16 protein-coding genes are annotated in these 18,539 nt (G+C 39.1%); 9 read left to right on the top strand and 7 right to left on the bottom strand.

The window, feature by feature from the left end; genetic code table 11:
• Window positions 1–328: 328 nt before the first annotated feature.
• Window positions 329–1,327: a YhdH/YhfP family quinone oxidoreductase gene (locus AC0N32_RS10685; RefSeq protein ID WP_476393845.1), complete on the bottom strand. Its 999-nt coding sequence runs from the start codon at window positions 1,325–1,327 to the stop codon at window positions 329–331.
• Window positions 1,328–1,439: 112 nt separating this feature from the next.
• Here AC0N32_RS10685 and AC0N32_RS10680 point away from each other — a divergent pair, with 112 nt between their 5' ends.
• Window positions 1,440–1,772: a winged helix-turn-helix transcriptional regulator gene (locus AC0N32_RS10680; protein ID WP_476393844.1), complete on the top strand. Its 333-nt coding sequence runs from the start codon at window positions 1,440–1,442 to the stop codon at window positions 1,770–1,772.
• Window positions 1,773–2,192: 420 nt separating this feature from the next.
• Window positions 2,193–2,477 (top strand): DJ-1/PfpI family protein, encoded by a 285-nt coding sequence (locus tag AC0N32_RS10675; RefSeq protein ID WP_476393843.1) that lies wholly within the window; start codon window positions 2,193–2,195, stop codon window positions 2,475–2,477.
• 173 nt (window positions 2,478–2,650) lie between these two features.
• On the opposite strand, the gene AC0N32_RS10670 is transcribed toward AC0N32_RS10675, so the two are convergent.
• Both AC0N32_RS10670 and AC0N32_RS10665 read right to left on the bottom strand, forming a co-directional pair.
• Window positions 2,651–3,361, bottom strand: a complete 711-nt coding sequence (locus AC0N32_RS10670; RefSeq protein WP_476393842.1) for a LytR/AlgR family response regulator transcription factor — start codon at window positions 3,359–3,361, stop codon at window positions 2,651–2,653.
• The gene (locus tag AC0N32_RS10665) at window positions 3,358–4,434 is read right to left on the bottom strand and encodes a sensor histidine kinase (protein WP_476393841.1); all 1,077 of its coding nucleotides are present in this window, start codon (window positions 4,432–4,434) and stop codon (window positions 3,358–3,360) included. Before AC0N32_RS10665 ends, AC0N32_RS10670 begins: the two co-directional genes overlap by 4 nt.
• Window positions 4,435–4,613: 179 nt before the next feature.
• Between AC0N32_RS10665 and AC0N32_RS10660 the strand changes: the two genes are divergently transcribed.
• Window positions 4,614–5,048, top strand: coding sequence for a hypothetical protein (locus tag AC0N32_RS10660; protein ID WP_476393840.1), 435 nt, complete (start codon window positions 4,614–4,616; stop codon window positions 5,046–5,048).
• 12 nt (window positions 5,049–5,060) lie between these two features.
• Window positions 5,061–6,044: a DUF6268 family outer membrane beta-barrel protein gene (locus AC0N32_RS10655; protein WP_476393839.1), complete on the top strand. Its 984-nt coding sequence runs from the start codon at window positions 5,061–5,063 to the stop codon at window positions 6,042–6,044.
• Window positions 6,045–6,236: 192 nt separating this feature from the next.
• Here AC0N32_RS10655 and AC0N32_RS10650 read toward each other — a convergent pair whose 3' ends face one another.
• The 3 genes from AC0N32_RS10650 to dinB all read right to left on the bottom strand — a co-directional run bounded on the left by AC0N32_RS10650 (window position 6,237) and on the right by dinB (window position 11,301).
• Window positions 6,237–6,806 carry a DUF6624 domain-containing protein gene (locus tag AC0N32_RS10650; RefSeq protein ID WP_476393838.1) on the bottom strand — a complete coding sequence of 190 codons (570 nt, stop codon included), beginning with the start codon at window positions 6,804–6,806 and terminating at the stop codon, window positions 6,237–6,239.
• Between the two features lie 285 nt (window positions 6,807–7,091).
• Window positions 7,092–10,145, bottom strand: coding sequence for a DNA polymerase III subunit alpha (locus AC0N32_RS10645; protein ID WP_476393837.1), 3,054 nt, complete (start codon window positions 10,143–10,145; stop codon window positions 7,092–7,094).
• A gap of 13 nt (window positions 10,146–10,158) precedes the next feature.
• On the bottom strand, window positions 10,159–11,301 hold the full coding sequence (dinB, locus tag AC0N32_RS10640; protein WP_476393836.1) for a DNA polymerase IV: 1,143 nt from the start codon (window positions 11,299–11,301) through the stop codon (window positions 10,159–10,161).
• Between the two features lie 61 nt (window positions 11,302–11,362).
• Here dinB and AC0N32_RS10635 point away from each other — a divergent pair, with 61 nt between their 5' ends.
• The 5 genes from AC0N32_RS10635 (at window position 11,363) to AC0N32_RS10615 (ending at window position 17,707) form a co-directional block, all read left to right on the top strand.
• Window positions 11,363–12,142, top strand: a complete 780-nt coding sequence (locus AC0N32_RS10635; RefSeq protein ID WP_476393835.1) for an XRE family transcriptional regulator — start codon at window positions 11,363–11,365, stop codon at window positions 12,140–12,142.
• A gap of 105 nt (window positions 12,143–12,247) precedes the next feature.
• A complete protein-coding gene (locus AC0N32_RS10630; RefSeq protein ID WP_476393834.1) occupies window positions 12,248–12,859 on the top strand; it encodes an alpha-ketoglutarate-dependent dioxygenase AlkB family protein in 612 nt (203 codons plus the stop codon).
• 207 nt (window positions 12,860–13,066) lie between these two features.
• Entirely contained in the window at window positions 13,067–13,432 is a 366-nt protein-coding gene (locus AC0N32_RS10625; protein ID WP_476393833.1) for a hypothetical protein, read from the top strand.
• Window positions 13,433–13,955: 523 nt separating this feature from the next.
• Window positions 13,956–15,275, top strand: a complete 1,320-nt coding sequence (locus tag AC0N32_RS10620; RefSeq protein ID WP_476393832.1) for a serine hydrolase domain-containing protein — start codon at window positions 13,956–13,958, stop codon at window positions 15,273–15,275.
• Between the two features lie 554 nt (window positions 15,276–15,829).
• Window positions 15,830–17,707: a T9SS type A sorting domain-containing protein gene (locus AC0N32_RS10615; protein ID WP_476393831.1), complete on the top strand. Its 1,878-nt coding sequence runs from the start codon at window positions 15,830–15,832 to the stop codon at window positions 17,705–17,707.
• Window positions 17,708–17,814: 107 nt separating this feature from the next.
• Here AC0N32_RS10615 and AC0N32_RS10610 read toward each other — a convergent pair whose 3' ends face one another.
• Window positions 17,815–18,489 (bottom strand): CPBP family glutamic-type intramembrane protease, encoded by a 675-nt coding sequence (locus tag AC0N32_RS10610; protein ID WP_476393830.1) that lies wholly within the window; start codon window positions 18,487–18,489, stop codon window positions 17,815–17,817.
• Window positions 18,490–18,539 lie beyond the last annotated feature (50 nt).

Here is an 18,539-nt window from a genome sequence, read left to right as displayed (position 1 = left end):
GTATAGTTTGAAACCCTTGATGAAGCGATCAAGATTTCAAAAGCTAAGCTATTTATTACCAAGTTTGTGGAAACATTGAAATAAGGAAGTTTTGAAAAGAGATTATCATCTAACAAAACCTTGCAATAATTTCTATTGCAAGGCTTTGTGTCCTGTATACGCACAGGAAAAGATGAAGATAATGTACAACCATTAGCAAAATATCTCATACCTAATTTTGATAGCCGATGTTAATGGTTCAGTTAACATTTATCAGTATTTAGTTTCTTTAATTTACACCCATTTTATAATGATCTGTTTGGAGAGTGATGGCGTCATAAGATAAGATCTAAAGAGAATGGTTTACCACATACCGCCCTCTGGCTTTACCAGCTAATAGCGTGGTCAAAACATCAGGTAGTTGCTCAATAGAGATCTCTTTTACGATATCTTTCAGATGGGTAGGCTTCCATTCCTTAGCCAGTAAATTCCATATTTCACTTTTAAATTCAACAGGCTGTTCAACAGAATCTATACCTAAAAGTTTTGCTCCCCTTAAAATGAAAGGAAAAATGCTTGTTGAAATTTCCGCAGAAGCCACATTGCCACAAGTGGTTACAGTCCCATTGTATTTCAGCGATTTTATAATACCCGATAAGATGCTTCCACCTACCGTATCTATCCCTCCTGAAAAATCCGCCTTAGACATCGCTTTTTTATCATAGGTATCAACAAAATCTTTTCTTGAAATAATTGAACCGGCCCCTAATATCTGAGTGATAAAATGATCTTCCTCTTTTCCTGATATTGCGACTACTTCATATCCCAATTTTGACATGATTGCAATAGAGATGCTTCCCACACCACCTGTGGCACCACTTACAACAATCTTGCCTTGTTCCTTTTCAATTCCGGAATGTGTGAGATTGTAAACAGACAGACCTGCTGTAAGTCCCGCAGTTCCAAAGCACATGGCCTCAAAAAGTGAAAGGTTTTCAGGCAGTTTGATTACCCAGTTGGCAGGTACGCTCACATACTCACCAAAGCCTCCCCAGGTATTCATGCCCAGATCATAACCCGTAACTATTACATTGTCTCCTTCGGCAATGTTTTCAGAGGTTGAGGAAACAACCTGACCTGCTGCATCTATTCCCGGTATATGAGGAAACCGTCGTGTAACACCTTTATTTCCGGAAGCCGATAAAGCATCTTTATAGTTCACCGAAGAGTAGGCAACTTTTATCAAGACTTCATTCTTAGGGATTTCAGCCATAGAAATTTGTTCTACTTTAGTATTAAAAATACCATTGTCTTCTCTTACCATTAATGCTTTGAACTGCTGTGTCATAATAATTATTTTTAGTAAATTTGAGAAATAAAAGCTTATTAAACAATAACTTACATTTTGTTTAGATACTGAGATAAAGTGCAGTTTTGCTGATAATCAAACATATACAATAATGCGGGAAGTAGAAAAAATTGAAACGGTGTGTCCATCAGATGTCTTCTTACAGGTAATAAAGGGTAAATGCAAAACCACCATCATCGTGCTTGTCAAAAAAGGGCGTAATCGTTTTTCTGAGATGAATAAAACGTTGCCAACTATTAGTGAGCGGATGTTGGCAAAACAATTGGATGAACTGGAAAAGGATGGTATCATAACCCGAAAAGTATTTGCTGAAGTCCCTTTAAGAGTAGAATATTACTTGACAGAGTATGGAGAAAGTATATACCCTATAATCAATGATATGAGAAAATGGGGATATAGGCACCTTGAAATCCAGAAAATATAATGTCCCTATATATGGTAACAGGAATATTAATAGGAGCAGTTAGTTAGCCTTCATCCAAAAATTTATGTAACAGAGGGAACATCATTCCAAACAGGGGTATGCAGATATTCCAAATGTTATAAATTGACAAAAGTGGGAAAAAATAAACGTCAGAATTTTAATTATTCAACAAAATTGAGGTTTTAGATTTCGCTGGTCCCTTTCAAGTTTTTTAAGTAGCTGAGGGTACAGATTCAGAGAAATTATTCAATGTATTTACAATTGCTGAGACCAGAAATAACATCGCGGCATGAAATGGCCTTCAGGTTGTTCTTAAATTTACATTTAACGACGATGTATTTATTGATATATTGGTTGTTCCCGGAGGATATGGTGCTGAAACCATCGAATTTAAGAATGAAAAGTTCTTAAACTGGATCATTGAAAAAAGATAAAAGAACCATTATCACATCCTCTGTCTGTACTGGTGCTATTATTTTGGCTGAGACCAGATTGCTTGATCACAAAGAAGCTACAACGCACTGGATGGATCTGGAACGACTAAGGAAAGATTGCCCTTTAATCAAGGTTGTCGATCAGAAATTTGTAGAGTCCGGAAAGATTATGACTTCGGCCGGGATCAATACGTCTCTCTATATCATCAAAAAATTATTTGGTAGCGAAATATCTATCAATACAGCTAAAAGAATGGATTATGATATCTAAAGTAGGAGATTGTAGATTGTATATTTAGTCGTACCAAATTTTATAAATCAACTCTAGTCCTCACCGAATATGAAATTGATCATTCAACAAGCAATATTTTTTTATTCGGTGAAGCCAAATTGTTCCTGTTTCCAGACATGCCTTCATGGTTAAAACTGCATTTTCTCAGATATTCATAATTGTCCATCTGTAAAAATTCTGATGAAATTTTCCTTATAGGTCTCACCAATCGGTATCTCCCCATCATCAAAATTGATTGAATAGCTATCAAATGAAATAATATGTGCAGTGTTGACAACATACGACTTGCTGACTCTTATAAAACTTGGCAAAGGAATTTTCTGATGAATGGTTTTAAGATTCATCGGCGCTATAATTTTCTGTGATGTGGTATGGATCAGGGCGTAATCCTTTAAACCCTCTAGATATTTGATGTCTGCAAAATTAACCTTATAAAATTTCTTTTCAGATCTTATGATCATGAACTCCAACGTACTTTTTTCCAGCAGGTTTTCCTTATTTGTCGCCAAAAGATCGTTGTAATGCATGGCTTTATCAACTGCTTTTTGGAGCCGTTCATTATTAAAGGGTTTTAAAAGATAATCGATGGCATCCAATTCATAGCTTTCAAGTGCATATTGAGGATAAGCTGTCGTGAAAATGACCATATTGCTTTTGGGTATCTTCTCAACGAATTCCAATCCCGTTGTTTTGGGCATTTGTATATCAAGAAAGACCAGATCTGTGTTATGTTCCGAAAGGAATTTTTCTGCAGCCACGGTATTTGAAAAGCTTCCGATGACCTGGGGGCCGGAAATCTCCAGTAACATTGAGTGTAGCTCTTCTCTGGCCAATGGTTCGTCATCTATTATGATACAATTCATATCGGAATTTTTAGGTGAATGGAATATTGATCTAATGAAGGTGAAATCTCAAGGGTATAATCACTTGTGTCGTATAAAAGCTGCAAACGCCTGTTGATATTTTTAAGTCCAAGGCCTCCGTAAAGATTCTGAACCACCTCCTGATCTGCGGAGACAGAATTAATACAGGAAAAGTATATTTCTTTTTCGGTAATGGAAAATACGATATTGATATTACTCTCATTCTCCGTGACATCTGTGCTGTGTTTGACCGCATTTTCAACGAATGGCATAAAGAGATTAGGAGGTATCTCGACCACTTTAAGATCCATCGATTGATCATGAGTTTGAATTGTAAAATCAAAGTGGTCTCTTCTGACCTTCTCAAGGCTTAAAAAATTGGTTAAAAAATTGATCTCTGAGGTTAATCTAACTTTTTCATTGCTGCTCTCATAGAGCTGATATCTCAGTAGGTCGGATAATCGCACGATAATATCGGTGGCCTTTGAAGGATCGTTTCTGATCAGAGCCTTTATGTTGTTGAGCATATTAAACAAAAAATGGGGGGTGATCTGATTCTTTAATTCATTAAGCTCCAGATTCATGGTCAGGGTCTTAAGCTCGGACATTCTGTCACTGTCCTTGATCCACCTTTGCAGAAGTTTTATGGTTGTGGTGAGCAAAATGAATAGCATCACGAAGTTTAAGCTTGCAAAATAGTCCTGAATCTCAAAATTTTTGTGCGGATCATGGACATGATACTTTGCAAAAAAATTTCTGATAACGACAACGAGAAAGGCAAGCCCCAGGATACTGAGTAGTACGACAGTGAAAAAATAGGCAATGTATTTTCCTCTAAAAAAGAATAACGGGACAATGACATACATATTGGTATAGATCATGGTGACAAATGTCAAAAATACCACCAGAAACATAAAATACTTTGAGTTTTCCGTAAACTTAGAAGTGAAGTTGGCATTAGCCAATAGCGATAACAGCCACAGCAAAAGCAGCATATGCCTTAAAAGGCGATAACGTGCCTCTACTACAAAGTTGATGATACCACTGTTTTTATTGTGTTGGTAGACTTTCATACGCTCTTAATTATTGCAAAAATAGGTCATTTACGATAGTTCGTTTTAGAATTTATACAAAGCAGCTGTTTTTGGCTACCAAAAAATAATCGGATTTTGGTAGACGCCAAGGGGTGTTTGGTATAAAAAAATAAAAACCAACACCGAAAATCGCTTGTTTTGCTTCCTAAATATGATCTATGAAGGTTGAGGATTTTCTAAAAATTGTTGAAGAAATAGAGCACTCCTGTATATCAGCAGAGCAACAGGAAGAAATGATCACAAAGGTTGCAGATCTCAGCCGTTTTATACGATCTTATGATCCATCCATTGAGATCGTTAGCTGGATGCGGTACAGGGTAAGCATTATACGACACGCGGAAGCAGATAAAGGAGTTATTTTTTGTGATGATAAGGATCTGTTTTCAGCAAATACATCTTATTCCAATGCGAGCCTGGCTAACTTAAAAAAACTTGAGCAACTGGAAGATCTATGGCTCGTCGTTATCAGCAGTACTAGGACTAATGATTTGAGATCATTAAAAAACTTGATCAATGATAGGTCACTTGATAAGATCTACGATAAAATATTCAGCCTTGATTTCTTACAGTCTCAGGTTCAAATCATAAAATAATAATATTACATTTTGAAAACAAAATTCTCTTTAACATTAGTAATGTTCATCAGCACAATCTGTTATTCTCAGGTAAAGGACAGCACATCGGTAAAAACGATGGCTTATATTGCAGAAAAATTTCCAATTACAAGGGTCCTCAATATAGAATACGATCATTTGACACCTTACACTTTTACTTCAAAATTAAGAGAGCAGGAAATACCGGAAGCAAAGGTCAGGGATTTCTACAAAGCAAGGATGAGTGCCAATATCAACTTGATAAAAAGATCGAAATGGGTGCTCGGCACAAATCTCAATTACCGGTACCTTTCCATAAAAACGGATACGAAAGATCCGGCAGAAAACATAGATTTCGGAAGCCGAGAGGAATATCATTATCATTCCGAAAGCTTGAACCTGACTTATTTTTCAAAATTGTTTGGCAAGATGATGATCTATACGGGAAACATTTCAGCAGATGGCAGCGAACGACATTTTGAAAGACTTAGAGGGATAGCCACCGCAACGATGGTTCTAAAAGCCGATGCGCGGACGAAAATGACCGTTGGGCTTTTGGTTGCGATAGATCCAACCGTGCAGACACCGGTTATTCCGGCATTCACTTATGAGCATAAATTCAGCCACGGACTTATTGCCGATGTCATTTTACCAAAGAGTGTCTACCTTAGAAAAAAAATTACGGAAAACATCAGACTGTCTGTTGGTAGTGAACTTGATGTAACATCGTTTTATCTCTACAATATAGACCCTACAAATAGAAAATATGAATTCCGGCAGATCGAGATTAACTCGGGACTGATGTACGAGCATTATCTTGGAAATTCTTTCGTTGCAACATTTGAAGGGGGAGCGAAAAGTATGATGAGGAGCAGGGTTTTCGAGAAATCTGCATCGTATGGATCTTATGTTTTCCAGGCAAAACCTGAGGCTGCATTTTATGTGAACGTGGGACTGTCTTTCGATCCGTTTATTAAAAAGACAGCACAGCGGTAAAATAATGTTAAATTGTTATTTTCCAAAATAATGATCTACTGGCAGAAGATGTAACAGGAAGCATCAGCAACCTGGAAACAGCACCTTGAAAATGACCATTGTTAGATTAAATATATCGTTAGATTTTAGTTGAAGATGTAATGCGGAAGGCATATAATGGAAACTTACAAAAAGCTATTATAAGTTTTGTTGTTAATTCGGATTGAACTGGATATTGGAATACTTTAAATAATCCTCTATTGGCTCCATTCCCATTTCTTTCCTTCTTTCGTTCACAGTTTCAGGATGTTCTAATGTATACAGCTTACCATTTTTTATTTGGGAACCATATACTTGGGGTTTTCCTTCGTCCATTAAAATCCTATCTTTCATCAGTGCGTATTGTTGTTTAGATAAGTCTCCCTTTTCAACCGCTTTTTCTATTTTTGGAAAATACTTTTTCCTGATTTTTTCAGTACTATGTTGCAGTCCCAACCATATTGCATCCATTTGTTTTTGACCTACTTCCTTTAATGTTGGCATACCACACTTTTCAATGATGCTAATCACCAACTCTTGATTTCTATGATCTTCTTCAGCATATTTGATGAGTTGATTTGATTTTCTGATCCGTTGGTCACTTTCTAAAACATCGCTTAAGATTTGAATTTTTTTGCTGCAGTCGACTTCAATAATATCTACTGAACCCACATAGACAAATTTATCCTTATTCATATAAAGGAATATTGAAATCATTAAAACAAGAGCCGTTACTGTGCTCAATAATATTTTTTTTATTTTCATTTCTATTCCCGTATCGTATTATAAAATAGGTTGACCATTTCTCTTAAAAACTAAAAGTTCCCAAAAATAGTAATTATTTTTAAGGGTCGGAATAAATTATGGATCTGATTTTTAATTGACGGTGATAAACAACATCTTCTAAAGGCACAATTCCCAATCAAGGTTGAAAACACTTTCTTATTGTTAGTAACTTATTTTCCGAAAATATTATGCAGAACCATGAAGAAGATTTGAACGGTCAGCAAATTTATGATCAACTTATTATCATCGCATCCTTTGTCTTGGCAGACCGATCTCCTGTTCTTGCGGATAGGGTTTTCTTTGCGTCATGCTTACGTCCTCACGAAGTGTTCCGGCTGTCTCCAATGATTTGGACCGATCCATGGAATACCTCGGATCAGGTATAAAAGGCATCTTAGCCATCTTATGGATCGTGATCGTTGGAAAGTGAAAGTCTACTTCGACGGTTCCCAATAGCAAATAACAGCCCCCGCCCTGAAAAGGATATTCCTCCAGACAATTGGGAAAATGTGCTGTATCAAAATATTCACCTTCTGCATCGATCCAGGTTCCAAAGAACATGGCTCCTTTTTTAGTAGGAACGTGCTTTCTGGAGATCAGATAAGCCAGCATTTTAACCTGTCGCTTGTGAAAGCGGGTAAGGTCGTTCGCCATCACAGAACCCCGGTATCTGGTCTGCAACAGATCGAACGGGCTGAACGAGACCGGAAAACCAAGGATCTCGATCTCATCAAAGGCATCTTCAAACGGGTCTCTTTCAATGACAGGAAGCTGATATTCTTTTTGAGGTTCTTCCAGCAAGATCAGTTGCCTGGAATCCGGTCGGTGTCCTGCCATCAGGAACCGGGCTTCAATCAGCAGCTCATGTTTTTGTTTTCCGGTAAACCTCAAAGCACCGATAAAGATCAGGATCTGCAGGGTTTCAATACCGATGGGGATCCTTTTGACAAAGTTCTCAAGAGAAGTAAAATTCCCATGATCTTTCCTTTCTTCGGGGATCATCTGTGCGATCCTTCCTTCCAGTTTCTCAATATGCATCAGTCCTAAATAGACATCAGTGCCATAGACCGTTGTTTGAAACTCACTAAGGTTGACACACGGATTGTGGATCGTGGCACCGGAGTTCTTCGCTTCATGGACATAGACCTCCGTGCGGTAAAACCCGCCACCGTTATTAATGGCGCAGACCATAAACTCAATAGGGTAGTACACTTTCAGATATAGACTCTGATAGCTTTCGACGGCATAAGAAGCCGAGTGTGCTTTACAGAAGGAATACCCGGCAAACGATTCGATCTGCCGGTAAACTTCTTTTGACAACTGTTCGGGATGTCCCAATTCTTTACAGGATTCGAAAAAATGATCCTTCACTTTCTGTAAAGCGGAGAGTGACCGGCCTTTACCACTCATGGCCCTACGCAGCACATCGCCGTCTGGTGCGGAAAGCCCGCCGAAGTGCAGGGCGATCTTGATCACATCCTCCTGGTAGACCATAATGCCGTAGGTTTCTCCCAGCTCCTGTTCAAAGACTTCGTGGAAATACTCAAACTTATCGGGATTGTTATGCCTGAAAATATACTCCCGCATCATCCCGCTCTGCGCCACGCCCGGGCGGATAATGGAAGAGGCGGCCACCAAAACCTTGTAATTCTCACATTTTAACCTTCTCAGCAGACCACGCATTGCCGGGCTCTCGATGTAGAAACATCCTATGGTCTTACCAACACTCAGGAATTCATTACACCGGGCTTCATTTTTTGAAAGCGTTGTGTCTTTGATATCTATGGTAATCCCTCTTTTTTCGCGGATCAGGTCTACGGTATCTTTGATCGTTCCCAGGCCCCTCTGTGAAAGAATATCAAATTTTTCCAGACCAATGGCCTCCGCGGTATGCATATCAAACTGGACGATCGGAAAACCCTTGGGTGGCATTTCCAGGGCTGAATAATTCGTGATGGGTTCTTCGGAGATCAGGATTCCGCAGGAGTGCATGCTTCTCTGGTTGGGATATTTCTCCAGCATTTTACCGTAATAATGAACCGATCGGAAGACTGAATTGTTATCATGCTGATCCATTGGCTTTCCGGCGAGAACGTCGAGTTCTTCTTTTGGCAAGCCGAAGGCTTTTCCTACCTCCCTGAAGATCGACCGGTATTTAAACTCTACATTGGTCCCGCAGAAGGCCACATGGTCTTTGCCGTATTTTTTGAAAATGTATTCCAGGATGGTATCCCGGGTCTGCCAGCTCCAGTCGATATCAAAGTCAGGTGGGGTTTTACGATTGAGATTTAAAAAACGCTCAAAGTAAAGATCCAGTTCCAGAGGACAGATGTCGGTGATTCCGATACAGTAACTGACAATGGAGTTGGCACCGCTCCCACGACCGACGTGCATAAAACCCATCCGGTTGCTGTATTGGATGATATCCCAGGTGATCAGGAAATACCCGCAGAAATTCAGATGATCGATAACTTTGAGCTCCTTGTTAACTCTGGCAACCGCATCGGGATTTCCATCGGGATATCTTTTTTTCAGTCCTTCAAAGGCCAATTGTGTCAACAGATTAAAATCCTGTTCTTTGCTGTCGGTAAAATATTTTTTATTCTTAGGGGTGGAAAAGTCAAAGTCAAAACGGCAGCTGTTGACCAGGTATTTTGTATTCTCAATGATTTGGGGATAAGGCTTATAGGAATTCAGTAGCTGTTTCTTGTCGGTAAAGGTTTCGGTGCTTTTACAGTAATCCCTTTCTGAGAGTTTACTGATCAGGGTGTTGCCGTCGATTGCCCTTAAAATCTTATGCAGCTCGTATTCTTCCGTACCCTCAAAAGTCACGGGATGCAGGATGACCATTTTTTCAATCCGTTTCTTCATGCCAGGTCTCACCAAGAGATTCAGCTCATCCTGTGCGATGCCTATAAATTCGTTCTCACGCAATATTTCAGGAATATTGTTTAAAGGATAGATGACATAGGTATTTTCAAATTGAGGATTGGTTTTTGGGATGGCGATATGTTCACAGTTGTAACCGGTCAACAGCCTGTTGATCTCTGCAATTCCTGAAGCATTCTTAGCCAGGCAGATATAATACGGTTCATTTTCGACCCTGATCTCTGCACCTACGATGGGTTTGATATCATGCTTTTGGCACAGCCTGTAAAAATCATAGATCCCGGTGACCGTATTGATGTCGGTTAAAGCCAATGTTTTAATATTAAAATCCACAGCCTGACGGACCAGATCCTCCAGGGAAATGGTACCGTACCGTAAGCTGTGATAGGAATGGCAGTTGAGAAACATAGGTTGAAGATATTTATTTAAAAAAACCGGATGCTCTTCCCACGCTGGATGCCCCGAACCTGTTTTTGATCCTGTCCATGGTCTGGTAGAGGGAGATCAGTTCTTCAGTGTCCTCGAACAGATCCATCTGGTGGCAGCCATGAACAAGACCGGTAAAGCGGACCCCGATCAGCCGGATCCGCATCCTGCGGGTATAAACTTTATTGAACAATTCAAGAACAAGACGAAGCAGGGTATGATCGGCAGAGGTATACGGGATCCTGCACTGCTTGGTCTCCGTATCAAAATTGGAGTACCTGATCTTAACGGTAACGGTTGAGGTCAGCCACTTTTCCTGTCTCAGCTGAAAGGCCAGCTTTTCCACCATTCCTGACAGGATGCTTTTGATCTGTTGCACATCGATCGTATCCTCTGAAAAGGTATCTTCAGTGGATATAGATTTCCTCTCCGAGTAAGGGATCACGGGCGTTTCATCGATCCCATGCGCTTTTTTCCAGAGCACCGTTCCATTTTTCCCGATCATTTGGTGCAGCACGTCCACCGGCATTTCCGACAGGGTTTTTATCGTTTTAACGCCTAACCTGGAAAAAAGATTGAACGTTTCGGTACCGACCATCGGGATCTTTTTGATGGACAGCGGATTTAAAAAATCCTGGATATGGGGAGCCCTGACCTCTAATCTTCCTGTAGGCTTTGATTCACCGGTTCCGATCTTGGAAACGGTCTTGTTGGTTGAAAGCGCAAAGCTGATCGGAAGTCCGGTATTTTTAGTAACGGCATCGACAATCCCATGGGTCCATTGGTAGCAACCGAAGAACTGGTCCATGCCTGACAGATCAAGATAAAATTCATCAATGCTGGCCTTTTCCAGGACCGGTACTCTTTCCTGGACCACCTCGGTCACCAGATGCGACATATTGGAGTAGTATTCCATATCCCCTTTGATGACCCTGGCCTCCGGGCATAGCCTCAATGCCATTTTAATCGGCATTGCACTGCGGACACCGAAATGCCTTGCCTCATACGAGCACGAAGCCACCACACCACGGTCTCCACCGCCGATAATCACCGGCTTTTTCTCCAATACGGAGTTTCTAAGCCGTTCACAGGAGACAAAAAACGTGTCCAGGTCCATATGGGCAATTGTTCTTTCCATGGCACAAAATTAGTTACGTTTTTAAACAAAAGCTGTATATTTGTTGTCATAAATAATGACAATGTCAATTTTTTCAGATAACATCGTGTTTTTGAGAGGTCAAAAAAAACTATCCCAGCATAAGCTGGCGGAAGAACTCATTCTGACCCGGTCAAGGTATGTCTCCTATGAATATGGGGCAGCAGAGCCGCCTATCGATGTACTGATCAGGATTTCCAAATACTTTAACATCAGCATTGACCTTTTGGTCACGGTGGACATCAGGAAGTTTCCTTTGCAGGAAATGATCAATCTTCCCGGAAATAAGATCCTGTTGCCCATTGTGGTAGACCCGGATGGCAACAATTATATTGAAATTGTCCCCCAGAAAGCATCGATGGGCTACCTGAAAGGATACAGTGATCCTGAATTTATTGAAAGCCTCCAGAAGATGCAGCTGCCTTTCTTAAAGAACGGGAAGTACCGCGCATTTTTAGCGGATGGCGATTCCATGCCACCTTTTGCCGACCAGTCAATTATCATCGGGGAGTATGTGGAAGCGCTGGAAGACCTGAAATCGAATAAAGAATATATTTTCGTTACCAAGGAAGGCATCACCTACAAAACCTTTCTGAAAAGAACCCAAAAGTGTATTACGGTATCAGCGGACAATGTGTTGTATGAGCCGTACCATATTGCTCTCGAAGACATTGCTGAAATCTGGCGTTACGTCAGAGGGATACTTCCCCAGGATTACAAGCCCTACACCCTTTATAACGAGACGAACCTGAAACATCTGGTAGAAGATGCAAAAAGAAGCATCAGCAAGCTGGAAAACAGCATTCTGAGATTGAATCAGTAAATGAACATCAACAAAAAAACTTCTCCGAAGGGAAGTAAAAACACAAATTGATGAAAATCCCATAAAATGGGATAAATAAAATGTAAGAATAAAATTAAATTCCAGATGATGACCCAGCTAAGTTTATTCAATTCCGAAGAATTATATGAATTTCCAAAAGATCTTTTGGAATACAAAGAACATTTTCTGAGCAGCCAAGAAGCTGATCTGCTGAATAACAAACTGCTTCAAAGTGCGCCCTGGGAACAACGTACCCAGAAGATGTATGATAAAACCGTTCTGACACCTCGTCTTACAGCATGGTATGGTGATGCAAAATCGGATGAACCTGCTGATAACAATATCTCCAACACCAATCCCTGGACTCCGGAGCTGTATGCTTTAAAAGAAAAAATCGAAAAAGAATTCGGATGCCAGTTCAATGGCGTATTATTGAACTTTTACCGTGACCATAATGATTCGGTAGCCTGGCACAGGGACAAAGAAAGCCGATACGGAAAACGCCCGGTCATTGCATCGATCAGCCTCGGACAGACCAGAAACTTTGACTTCAGAAAAAAAGACCACCATCAGAGCAAATATAGCCTTCCACTTCCTCACGGATCCCTTCTCATTATGAAAGGAGATCTTCAGGAACATTGGGAGCACAGGATTGCGAAATCCACCGTTCCTATGAAGCAACGAATCAATTTAACTTTCAGATGGATCCAAAGCTGAACTTTTGACTGGGCATCATTGAAAGATTAAGTATTTTCTTTTAATGGACGGAATGATAAATCGACGCAAATTGCCCTCAGAAATAGGGCTTCCATAGCAGCATTTCTGACGAATCATAATAATACCTGAACAAATGTTGAATGCCTGTTGGCAGACCGTAGTCCCTGAACTCTTAAAGTACTATAGAGATACCGTATAAAGCAAAAATTGGGTAAGGCCGATTTTAAAAATAAGGATATAGATAATGACGATTTTACGATACATATCTCTTATAAAAAATATGGAATAGATTGTTTTGTTCACTATGAGAATTCTGGTTTTTTCTATACCTCATTTCATTTAAAAGATCTGCTGATAGACAATATACAGATAGCAAGCCTTGGAAAAGAAGATTGTATTTTGGTACTAAAAAAATTTCATCTTAAAAATTCAAAGGAATTCGTCATAGATGAAAAAACAGATAGTGAGGAAGTTACTTTCTATTTTGAAAATTTAGGTCTAACCATTTGGTATTCCAATGACGGTTTATCAGATATAAGTATAGAACCTATCTTCCTTTTAGCCGATGAATAATTATTGAACCTTAATAGTCATCATCGACTTCTCACACGTAAAAAGAAAATAATCATATTCTATCTGATTTTAATGATTATATTTACAATCTTCGATCTGTTGGATGTGGGGGAACAAAATATATTTTTGGGGTGCTGCTGTTGGTTCGAAGGAATATCCTTTAGAAATTTATGAAGACGATCCTTCCGAATATATCCATTAGTCCTTTGACGACAATCAACCCGAAAGATATAGAGAGCTTTGAGGTTTTGAAGGATGCGGATACAACGGCATTTTATTGTAACCGGAGCAGATCTAAATATTGCTATGAAAGGCAAGGAAGAAGAAATCAATTAGTATTGGAATTCCATATTGTACCAATTAAGCTTACAATATAACTTCTAATTAATCTCAAAAAACGATAAAAAAAATAATGTAATACGAGCACAATAGGAATTGCTAACTGCTCCAGAATGAAAGGTTCACAAAACAATAAGAATTGAAACCAGACCTCTACAGAAGATTAAAAAAACTAAATACAAAAATGAACTTTATAAAAACATTCGCATTATTGCTGGGTTTAACAGTACTAAATACTACGGCTCAGGCACAGTCTAAAATGGATATATATTTTGATCATATCTTTCAGAATAAAAAATATATGGGCAGTGCTAGCATTTTGTTCAAAGATTCTATTATTTACAAAAAGTCGGTGGGATACGCCGATACGGCTTTGCAACGATTAAATGACGAAGAGACTAAATTCCGGGTAGGATCTATTACAAAAACTTATACGGCAGTAATGGTTTTAAAAGCAATGGAGGAAGGTAAATTGAAATTAGACGATAAGCTGGCCAGATGGTTTCCACAGTTTGAAAATGCAAAAGAAATTACTTTAAAGATGATGTTAAAACACCGCTCAGGCATCTTTAACTTTACAGAAATTCCGGGTGAAAGTGAGTGGGAATCAACACCGCATTCGCAGGAAGAATTCATCGAATATATTTCAAAACCTAAAAGCAGTTTTGCTCCTGATACAGATTATCAATACAGCAATACCAACTATGCATTGCTTGGATTTATTCTAGAAAAGATTTATCAAAGCGATTATAATCAATTGCTACATACTTTTATCTGTAATCCTTTGAGATTAAAAAATACGTATTACACTTTTAAGAACAATCTTGCAAACAACGAATCCTACTCTTACAACATTCAAGGGACCTACTTAAAAAACGGGTCGATTCATTATTCTAACGAACCGGGCAGTGGCGGTGTTTTGGCATCCGCCAATGATGTGAATATTTTTATTTCTGCCTTATTTAAGGGAAAGGTTATCAGTCCTGAAAGTTTGGAAATCATGTTACCAAAGGAAAACGGCGAATATGGATTAGGGATTGAAAAGGTGGTTTTAGGCAATTTGGAATTCTTCCGCCATAGCGGTAGAATTGACAATTATATTTCTGATTACTGGTATTTCCCTAAAGAAGAATTAGGGTTGGTTTCTTTGGCAAATGCCACAAATATCAATACGGATCAGGTACAGATCGTGATGTTGCAATATGCGTACGGCAATGCACCAGCTTTAAAAGATTATAACCAGATAAAAGGAATGTCCAAAACGGAATTTCAGAAAATAAAAGGTACCTATTACTACCCTGATAAATCCACCTCGATCACCATTTCATCTGACGGAGATCAACTCATTTTTCAGGATTCCAGAGCAGGACAAATGTACGTGCCGGCGATATATGTAAAGGATTATAAATTTGAGTGTGATGATATTTTACTCACTTTCAATCCGATCAAAAAAGAACTGTTACAAGAGCAGGGAAATGTTAAAATTAAAATGAAAAAAATATAACAAAAAAACTGTATTCATTACAATGGTATCTTTATTTGCTTGAATAATTTAGAAACGAAGTTTGCAAGTAAGGAGAACTCTACCTTAGATCGTTTGGCAAAACAATACTTTAATAATTCGAAGGCGGGAGAAGTTATACTAGCCATATGATTAAAGGCCATGAATTATTGGCCATGTGGAGAAGTTTGGTTTGTAATTGTAATAATTCGGCAAATCCAAAGAATGCGCTTAATTTAGTCGTAAAACCGCTGTACAAAAAGAACGTTAGCATTGCTTGTAAAATCTCAAAAACGATGTTCCAACAGCATAATCAAATCCTTTTATCAAAGGGCCTACAACTATTTCTTAGGAATCTCGGTAGTATTACAGAAACTACGTATGGTATTGATTTTTGGAACACGGGTGAAGCTTTACTCTAAGAAGGAAATTGTAGGAAGTATATAAATGGTACTTGTACTCTTTTAGAAATTAAATGTTATTAATGGTTATATTTTCATTGAGATAGGCAAAAAATTAATATTTTTAGCCACATTTTTAAATAAAACTAAACAAGCATGATTTCTAAATTTAACATTAAACTCTTATTCTTATTAATTCCCATTTCCTCATTTTCTCAAACCTATCAGTGGCAATGGGCTAAACAAGGCGGCGGAAACCAAGGCTCCAGCGGCATTGGCTTCAATGAGGTTACCGATGAGATGATTCGGAGCGTGGCTGTGGATAACCAAAACAACTATTATTATCTTTCTACTGTATTTCAGGATAATCCCCAATTAGACGGCCAGCCGGTAACACATTACGGTTCCAGAGATTTGCTGCTGTTTTCAACGGACTGCCAGGGGAATATCCGTTGGAGCCAGACAATTGGAGGTTATGGTGACGGAGAAAGTGCATGGAAACTGGAGGCCGATAATAACGGAGGCCTTTATATTATGGCTAATGTGGTCAATCAAGCCAACGTTAATGCGCCTTCTACTTATACTGCAACTCATTTTGACACGAATGTTACTCTTCCGGTGGTAAATGTTGCCTACAACAGCCCTGAATCACATCCTGGTATCAATACCGCTTTTCTTTTAAAATATAATACTTCTAACGGATCCTTAGCATGGCAAAAGCCTCTGCAGGGCAATGTAAGTTATTCAGTAAGATCAGCCGACAATGGGGTGTGGTGTATGGACAGTGCAAAAAATATTCATGCAGTTTTGGGTTTTGCGGCAGGGACGCATCTCGATGGATTGATCACAGTGCCTTCAACATTTACCAATACATTTCAGTATTATCTGGTGAAATTCAATAACAATAATGGAAATATGACTCCGGCACCAAATCCGGTATTACTTCCCGTTTCAGGTACTTTGGCCTCAGCAGTGGGCGGCGGAAAAATAAATATGCTGTATGATGAAACCCTAAACAGATATTATATTGCAGGATCCAGAAGTTCAAGTTTCGGAAGCCCGTTTCCCTTTTCATACAACAATATTCCGGTTAGTAATGACGGGTTTATGCTGGCGATAAATGCTGCTAACGGAAATGAAATCTGGAGAAAAGAGTTTAGCGCACCCGGTACATCGTCTCAGGACGATAAAATATTCGGACTTGTAAAAGACAACGATTCCAATCTCTATCTTTCAGGATATTATTACAAAGGAGTTATTCCTACAGCCGTAGCGACATTTGGCAACTATAGTTTTCCTGTACCTTTCAATACTGGTTACAATCCTTTTGTTTTAAAACTAAATTCGTCCGGTGAAGTACAGTGGTCAAAGATTCATGAAGGCTTAACCGCTACAGCACCCATGGGATATCGGTTTATGAGAGGATCTTTAGTACTTAACGGTAACGAACTCGCATTCATCAAAGGGGCAATCGGTGACAAGTGGGGGACCTTCCAAATGACCAGAGCACAAAATGACCTGGCAGATCCTTTATTGGTAAGATTGAATAAAGACACCGGAGATGTCATAGGGACAAATGAAATACAGAGCAACTTTGGTTTTCAGGATGAGCTTTCTGCAATTGCCGTGGATAATGACGGTAATTATGTAGTAGGTGGTCTATTCCACAGCCAGTTGTTTACGGATCCCGCCGACGGTGTCAATACACTAACTGCAGCAGGAAACAGCGGGAAATCACAATTTTTTATTTCCAAACTAGCAAAGTCTGCCTGCGGCCAGCTTGGGCTTGATGAAATATCGCCCGGAGCATCAATCATAGTATATCCTAATCCGGTGCATGATATTCTAAAGATCAACAGCAATGAAGCCGTTCAATCTTTTGAAATTTACTCTTCAGCGGGTCAGCTTATAAAAACAGGCAGTTTATCTTTGGAAAAATCTTCGGTTGATGTCAGTCAATTAAATAGAGGCGTTTATTATATAAAATTAAAAACTGCGAAAGTTTCAGCAAGCGAGAAATTTATAAAGAAATAATTCTAACCCGATAAGCATTACATAGGACGAAATACCCATCCCTAAAAACTTAGTTTTCATATTAAAATCTTACAAAACAATCCTTAATCATTCGAAGTCGGGAGAAACTATGCCAGCCAGATGATTAAAGGCCATGAATTATTGGCCATATGGAGAAGAATACTCCATTGAAGACCAATTTTTGCGGCGACATACGCGAGTAATAATCCGTTTAGCATAAAAGGGAGCAGCGTGGCGATAACCGTCACAGTGCCCATATTATCAAATTCAAAATTATAATAATGCCAAAGTCCGAAAGCGATAGCGCCGCCCCAAATTAAGATAAGGCGATATGCTCTTTTTTGCAGCATGATGATCACTGAATTAATATTTTTACTGGGAACAAGCAAGGTAATCGTACTGCCCAATGCTGCCAAAGCAGTCGAAATACTGAATTCGTAAAAGTTAATTCCCAATACCCGGCAAATAAGCAGATAACAAATAGAGACCAAAGAAACTCTGAACCAAGTGTAATTTTTTTGAATGAGCCCACGGAATGCCGTTTCCTCCAAGATGGGCGCAAGAATTACGATCTCTGTGATCACTTGAAAGGCAGACATTGATTTCATGTATTCCGGAATCATACCTGAAGATGTAACAGGTTGGATGATTCCGGCTCTTGTCAGTAGAATCTGAAATAACAGAGTGAACACGATCACCACGAACATGGTGGGTAAGACCAAAGCAATGAGCTTAAGTTTTGACCTGTATGCGGTTAATGGACTTGTATCTTGATAGCCCATGAGAAAATGGAAAAAGTTTTTCATACCTATGATCTGCTAATGGTAATTGC

It is taken from the genome of Chryseobacterium endophyticum, assembly GCF_056333165.1.
Note: the sequence above shows the minus strand (reverse complement) of the source record. Positions and strands in the feature narration are given on the sequence as shown.

Coding starts and splice junctions, on each gene's coding strand:
- AC0N32_RS10685 (WP_476393845.1), bottom strand. CDS start 1,327: ATGACACAGCAGTTCAAAGCATTAATGGTAAGAGAAGACAATGGTATT.
- AC0N32_RS10680 (WP_476393844.1), top strand. CDS start 1,440: ATGCGGGAAGTAGAAAAAATTGAAACGGTGTGTCCATCAGATGTCTTC.
- AC0N32_RS10670 (WP_476393842.1), bottom strand. CDS start 3,361: ATGAATTGTATCATAATAGATGACGAACCATTGGCCAGAGAAGAGCTA.
- AC0N32_RS10665 (WP_476393841.1), bottom strand. CDS start 4,434: ATGAAAGTCTACCAACACAATAAAAACAGTGGTATCATCAACTTTGTA.
- AC0N32_RS10660 (WP_476393840.1), top strand. CDS start 4,614: ATGAAGGTTGAGGATTTTCTAAAAATTGTTGAAGAAATAGAGCACTCC.
- AC0N32_RS10645 (WP_476393837.1), bottom strand. CDS start 10,145: ATGTTTCTCAACTGCCATTCCTATCACAGCTTACGGTACGGTACCATT.
- dinB (WP_476393836.1), bottom strand. CDS start 11,301: ATGGAAAGAACAATTGCCCATATGGACCTGGACACGTTTTTTGTCTCC.
- AC0N32_RS10635 (WP_476393835.1), top strand. CDS start 11,363: ATGTCAATTTTTTCAGATAACATCGTGTTTTTGAGAGGTCAAAAAAAA.
- AC0N32_RS10630 (WP_476393834.1), top strand. CDS start 12,248: ATGATGACCCAGCTAAGTTTATTCAATTCCGAAGAATTATATGAATTT.
- AC0N32_RS10620 (WP_476393832.1), top strand. CDS start 13,956: ATGAACTTTATAAAAACATTCGCATTATTGCTGGGTTTAACAGTACTA.
- AC0N32_RS10615 (WP_476393831.1), top strand. CDS start 15,830: ATGATTTCTAAATTTAACATTAAACTCTTATTCTTATTAATTCCCATT.
- AC0N32_RS10610 (WP_476393830.1), bottom strand. CDS start 18,489: ATGGGCTATCAAGATACAAGTCCATTAACCGCATACAGGTCAAAACTT.